This window comes from Streptomyces sp. URMC 123, from assembly GCF_051386515.1.
Lineage (GTDB): Bacteria > Actinomycetota > Actinomycetes > Streptomycetales > Streptomycetaceae > Streptomyces.
In genome coordinates, this window is the sequence record NZ_JBPQTV010000425.1 from 1 (window position 1) to 4,614 (window position 4,614).

General features: G+C 71.8%; 6 protein-coding genes. 2 read left to right on the forward strand and 4 right to left on the reverse strand.

All coding sequences use genetic code 11. From position 1 onward, the window contains the following. A partial coding sequence (locus ACSNOD_RS28605) for a DedA family protein (RefSeq protein WP_436769975.1) occupies positions 1 to 678 on the reverse strand: 678 nt, incomplete at its 3' end. Between the two features lie 239 nt (positions 679 to 917). Between ACSNOD_RS28605 and ACSNOD_RS28610 the strand changes: the two genes are divergently transcribed. Then, positions 918 to 1,289, forward strand: a complete 372-nt coding sequence (locus ACSNOD_RS28610; RefSeq protein ID WP_436769976.1) for a YbjQ family protein — start codon at positions 918 to 920, stop codon at positions 1,287 to 1,289. 66 nt (positions 1,290 to 1,355) lie between these two features. Here the strand turns inward: ACSNOD_RS28610 and ACSNOD_RS28615 are convergent, their stop codons facing one another. From ACSNOD_RS28615 to ACSNOD_RS28625, 3 genes are all read right to left on the reverse strand, one after another. Further along, complete coding sequence (locus tag ACSNOD_RS28615; protein ID WP_436769977.1) at positions 1,356 to 2,138, reverse strand: MerR family transcriptional regulator; 783 nt, start codon at positions 2,136 to 2,138, stop codon at positions 1,356 to 1,358. Between the two features lie 98 nt (positions 2,139 to 2,236). After that, positions 2,237 to 2,917: a DUF5701 family protein gene (locus ACSNOD_RS28620; protein ID WP_436769978.1), complete on the reverse strand. Its 681-nt coding sequence runs from the start codon at positions 2,915 to 2,917 to the stop codon at positions 2,237 to 2,239. Positions 2,918 to 3,038: 121 nt separating this feature from the next. Next, the gene (locus tag ACSNOD_RS28625; protein WP_436769979.1) at positions 3,039 to 3,707 is read right to left on the reverse strand and encodes a PadR family transcriptional regulator; all 669 of its coding nucleotides are present in this window, start codon (positions 3,705 to 3,707) and stop codon (positions 3,039 to 3,041) included. 109 nt (positions 3,708 to 3,816) lie between these two features. Here ACSNOD_RS28625 and ACSNOD_RS28630 point away from each other — a divergent pair, with 109 nt between their 5' ends. Further along, complete coding sequence (locus ACSNOD_RS28630) at positions 3,817 to 4,563, forward strand: VOC family protein (protein WP_436769980.1); 747 nt, start codon at positions 3,817 to 3,819, stop codon at positions 4,561 to 4,563. The last annotated feature ends 51 nt before the right edge of the window (positions 4,564 to 4,614 follow it).

Here is a 4,614-nt window from a genome sequence, read left to right on the forward strand (position 1 = left end):
GGGCGGGGGGACCGAGCCGTCCGTCGGGGCCACCGCCGGGGCCGACGCCGCCGCGCGGCGCGACTGCGCGCGGGCGCGCAGGTACTCGATCACGATCGGCACGACCGACAGCAGCACGATCCCGACGAGGATCGCCTCGATGTTCTGGTGCACGAACTCGATCTTGCCGAGCGACGCCCCGAGCAGGGTGACGCCCGCTCCCCAGAGGCAGCCACCGATGATGTTGAAGATGATGAAGGAGCGGTAGTTCATCCGGCTGACACCCGCGATGATCGGGGTGAACGTGCGGATGATCGGCACGAAGCGGGCCAGGACCAGCGACTTGGGCCCGTGCTTCTCGAAGAACTCGTGGGCCTTCTCGACGTTCTCCTGCTTGAACAGGCGTGAGTCCGGCCGCCGGAAGAGCGCCGGCCCCACCTTGCGGCCGAAGAGATAGCCGACCTGGTCCCCCACCACCGCCGCGAGCACGATCAGGGTGCAGACCAGCCACAGCGGCTTGTCCAGCACGCCGGTGGTGACCAGCAGCCCCGTGGTGAACAGCAGGGAGTCACCGGGCAGGAAGAACCCGATGAGCAGTCCCGACTCGGCGAAGACGATGAGCAGGACGCCGGGCAGACCGAAGTTCCCGATCAGGAAATCTGGGTCGAGCCACGTGGGGCCGAGCGCGAGTTGAGTCACGGGTGACAGGCTCCTGGGTCAGGGGCGCAGGCTCATGCGAGGCCCGGGCACAGGGGGAGGGAACAGGTGTCGCTGCCCAAAGCTATCAACGTACTCCATGGGCCACCGGTTCCAGGAGACCATCGAACAGCGGCCCGAACATCATCCGTGCGCCGTCCGGGGGAACACCGAGCAACGCCGGGCCCCCGGAATGCGTCCGTCTCCACGACAGGTGACGATCACCAGCAGGAGGTGGATGCGTGAGCAACATCGAGGATTACGGCGGCGGGCAGCGCGGCGACTCGGACGTTCTGGTCGTGACGACCAACGACGTGCCGGGCTATCGGGTGGAGCGGGTCATCGGCGAGGTCTTCGGCCTGACCGTGCGCTCCCGGCACGTCGGCAGCCAGATCGGCGCGGGGCTGAAGTCGCTGGTCGGCGGCGAGCTGCGGGGTCTGACGAAGACGCTGGTGGAGACGCGCAACCAGGCGATGGAGCGCCTGGTGGACCAGGCGCGGGCGCGCGGCGCCAACGCCGTCCTCATGATGCGCTTCGACGTCTCCTCCGGCGCGGACGTCGGCACCGAGGTGTGCGCGTACGGGACCGCCGTCGTCATCGCGCCGGCGCACTGATCGGGGGCCGGTGAGACCCGTGGGCGGGGGCCGGGGCGTGTCGTGCGCACACCCCGGCCCCTTCCGTCACAGCCCGCCGGCACCCCCCGCGTACCCGTTGCGGGCGGCGTTGGCGAGGATCGCGTCCCGCAGGAACCGCGCCGCCCCCGGCCGGATCGCCTCGTAGTACGCCGTGAAGCGGGGATCGGCCACGTACATCTCCGCCAGCCCGGTCTGGATCTCGTACGAGCAGTCGTAGTAGTGGCCGCTGATCGAGCCGCGGTGCTCCTCCGCGAGGGCCAGGGCCGCCGCGGACTTTGGGCCCTCGCCGGCGTCCATCACCGCGGCGAGCCGGCGCCCCCAGTCCTCCTGCTCCGCCTTGATCCGCAGCCAGTCCTCCTTGGTGTACGAGGACGTCCTGCGCCGCGACTCGCGGTACGCGTCGCTGTCGCCCCAGCGCCGCCGCGCCTCCTCCTCGTAGCGCTCGGGGTCGTGGTCGCCGAAGACCTCGAACCGCTCCTCCGGTGTGAGCCTCACGCCCATCTTCCGTGCCTCCATCGCCGTCTCGACGGCGGCGGCCATCCGCCGCAGCTTCTCGATCCGCGCGGACAGCAGGTCGTGCTGGCGCCGCAGGTGGCGCACGGGGTCCGCGTCCGGGTCGTCGAGCAGGGCCGCCACCTCGTCGAGCGGGAACCCGAGCTCGCGGTAGAACAGGATCTGCTGGAGCCGGTCGAGGTCGGCGTCGTCGTACCGCCGGTGCCCCGCGTGGCTGCGCCCGCTGGGCGCGAGCAGGCCGATCTCGTCGTAGTGGTGCAGGGTGCGCACCGTGACCCCGGCGAAACCGGCGACCTGTCCCACGGAGTAGCTCATGGCTTCCGCTCCTTCCTCCGTACGCGCCCAGCCTGGGTCCTCACGTCGCGTGAGGTGCAAGCCCGCCCGCTCGGGTCACCGGCGGAGCCCGCGGCTCCTCACGCCCCGCGAGGTTCGAGCCCGCCGCCGCCGAGGCGGGCGCCGGCCGTCGCCGAGCCCAGCCAGGTGTGCGGGTTCCCCGCCCAGCACCATCCCAGCTTCGGCGCCCCCTTGCTGATCCACAGCGCGGGCACCCGCCGGTCCCCGCAGCGGGAAGCCACCAGCGAGAAGCACGCGTTCCTGGCCAGCGAGGCGGGGAACTGGGTGACGAAGGCGATCCCCTCGTCGACCGTGATCGGGGTCCGCCCCCGCCCCCGGATGATCTCCATCGCGTCGTCGGGCGCGAGGTCGCGCGTCTCCTCGCCCCGGTCGAGGTCGAAGGCCAGATAAACCGGCTCGGCCGGCACCTCGACCTCCTCGATCGCCCGGAAGCGGGCGATGTCCTCCGGTTCGAAGTCGGCGAAGCCGGTCTTGCCCCGCAGCTCGGTGAGCTCCATGGCCCGCTCGGAGGGGACCAGCTCCTTGCGCACCACCAGCACGAAGGGAACCCGCGCCGCGGTGGGCGGGGCCATGCCGGCGGCGCGCTCCACGGCCACCGCGCGCAGCGGGGCGGCCAGGTCGCGGAAGGTGCCCGGCGCCATGCCCGCCACCGCCGGGTAGCCCTTGTCCAGCAGCGTCCGGAGCTGGCGGTCGAACTCGGCGCCCGCGTCGAAGTGGGTCGTGTTCCTGTCGTCCGTCACACGCTCTCCCGTCGTTCGGCCCGAGGGCCGCAAGCGTCTAGTCAAACTTGACTAACGCCGCCCGCCTCACTCCCCATTCCCGACCGGGAGCGGTTTTCTCGGGTGAGCCCTTCGGGACGCCTCAGGGCGTCTCGGCCGGCGCCCCGGCGGGCGGCTCGGCAGGCGACTCGGCCCGGTCGGCCGCGTACGGGTTCTCCACGCCGTCCGGGAGCACCGTGCACGGCGGCTCCCCCTCGCCCGCCATCACATACGCCCCGTTCTCCAGGCGCTCGATCAGCCCGCGGGTCCACTGCGCCCCCGCGTCCGCCGTGCACACCCAGAGGTTCATGATCTCGCCGATGTGGCCGAGCCGCTCGGGGCCCTCGCCCGGGGTGTAGTACTCGGTGACCGTCCGGCGCCAGCCCTCCAGCGCCTCGACGCGCCGCTTGAGCAGGGCGATCGCCTCGTCGCGCGGAAGGTCCACGATGAAGCCGACGCCGGCGCTCAGCACGTCGATCTTCTGGTCCCAGGCGGTCAGGGCCTCGCGCAGCAGGGTGAAGTACTCCTCCTCGCCGCGCTCGGTCAGCTCGTACTCCGTGCGCGGCGGGCCGCCCACCGAGCTCGGCGCGACGTCGTGCGCGATCAGCAGTCCCTGCTTGGCCATCTGCTTGAGGGCGTGGTAGATCGAGCCGGGCTTGGCGTTGGACCACTCGTGCGCGCCCCAGAACTCCAGGTCGTTGCGGACCTGATAGCCATGCGCCCTGCCGTGCTGGCGGATCGCCCCCAGGACCAGCAGTCGCATCGGTGACATCGCCGCGCCTCTCCATCCTCGTGCCGGTGGCGAACAGCGTAGTCCCGCACCACCCGGAGGCCACTATTCAACTTTGACCAGTTCCCCATTCGGGGCTAGCGTGCCCGGGGTGACCGAGACGACGACTCCGATCCTGCCGTGCCGGACGATCGACCCGACGCTCGACTTCTACCGCGCCCTCGGCTTCGAGGTGACGTACCGCCAGACCCGCCCCAACCCGTACGCGTCCGTCGTGCGCGGCGGCATCGAACTCCACTTCTTCGGCATGAAGGCGTACGACCCCAGCACGTCGTACAGCACCTGCTATGTGCACACCACCGATGTGGACGGGCTCTACGCCGCGTTCCGCGAGGGTCTGCGCGCCGCCTACGGCAAGCTGCCGGTCCGGGGCATCCCCCGGATCGGTCCCCTGAAGGACATGCCCTACGGCGTACGGCAGTTCCTGATGACCGACCCCGGTGGCAACGCCATCCGCGTCGGGCAGCCCATCAGCGACTCCAGCGACTACGAGGAGGAGCCCCGGGAGCCGTTCGCCCGCGTGGTGCACACCGCGTCGCTGCTCGCGGACTCCAAGGAGGACTTCCGCACCGCCGCCAAGCTCCTGGACCGCGCGCTGGCCAAGCACGAGGACCCGCCCGCCCTCGACCTCGTCCGCGCCCTGCTGCTCCGCGCGGATCTGGCGGTGCGGCTGGGCGCCCCGGAGGAGGCCGCGCCGCTGATGGCGCGGGCCGCCGGGATCGAGCTCGGCGAGCGGGAGCGGGCGGAGCTCGCCGACGAGCTGCGCTGGGCCGGGGACCTGGCGGCGGAGCTGCGTGACCTCGGCATCGAGGGTTCGGCGGACGGGGGTCCGGCCTGAGGATGCCGTCCGGCCGCGGGGCGTACGGGCCCCGCGGCACGACCGGCGGGG

Bases quoted from the DNA above. Each gene is read 5' to 3' on its own strand.
- ACSNOD_RS28615 (WP_436769977.1), bottom strand. From the start codon at position 2,138: ATGAGCTACTCCGTGGGACAGGTCGCCGGTTTCGCCGGGGTCACGGTG.
- ACSNOD_RS28625 (WP_436769979.1), bottom strand. From the start codon at position 3,707: ATGTCACCGATGCGACTGCTGGTCCTGGGGGCGATCCGCCAGCACGGC.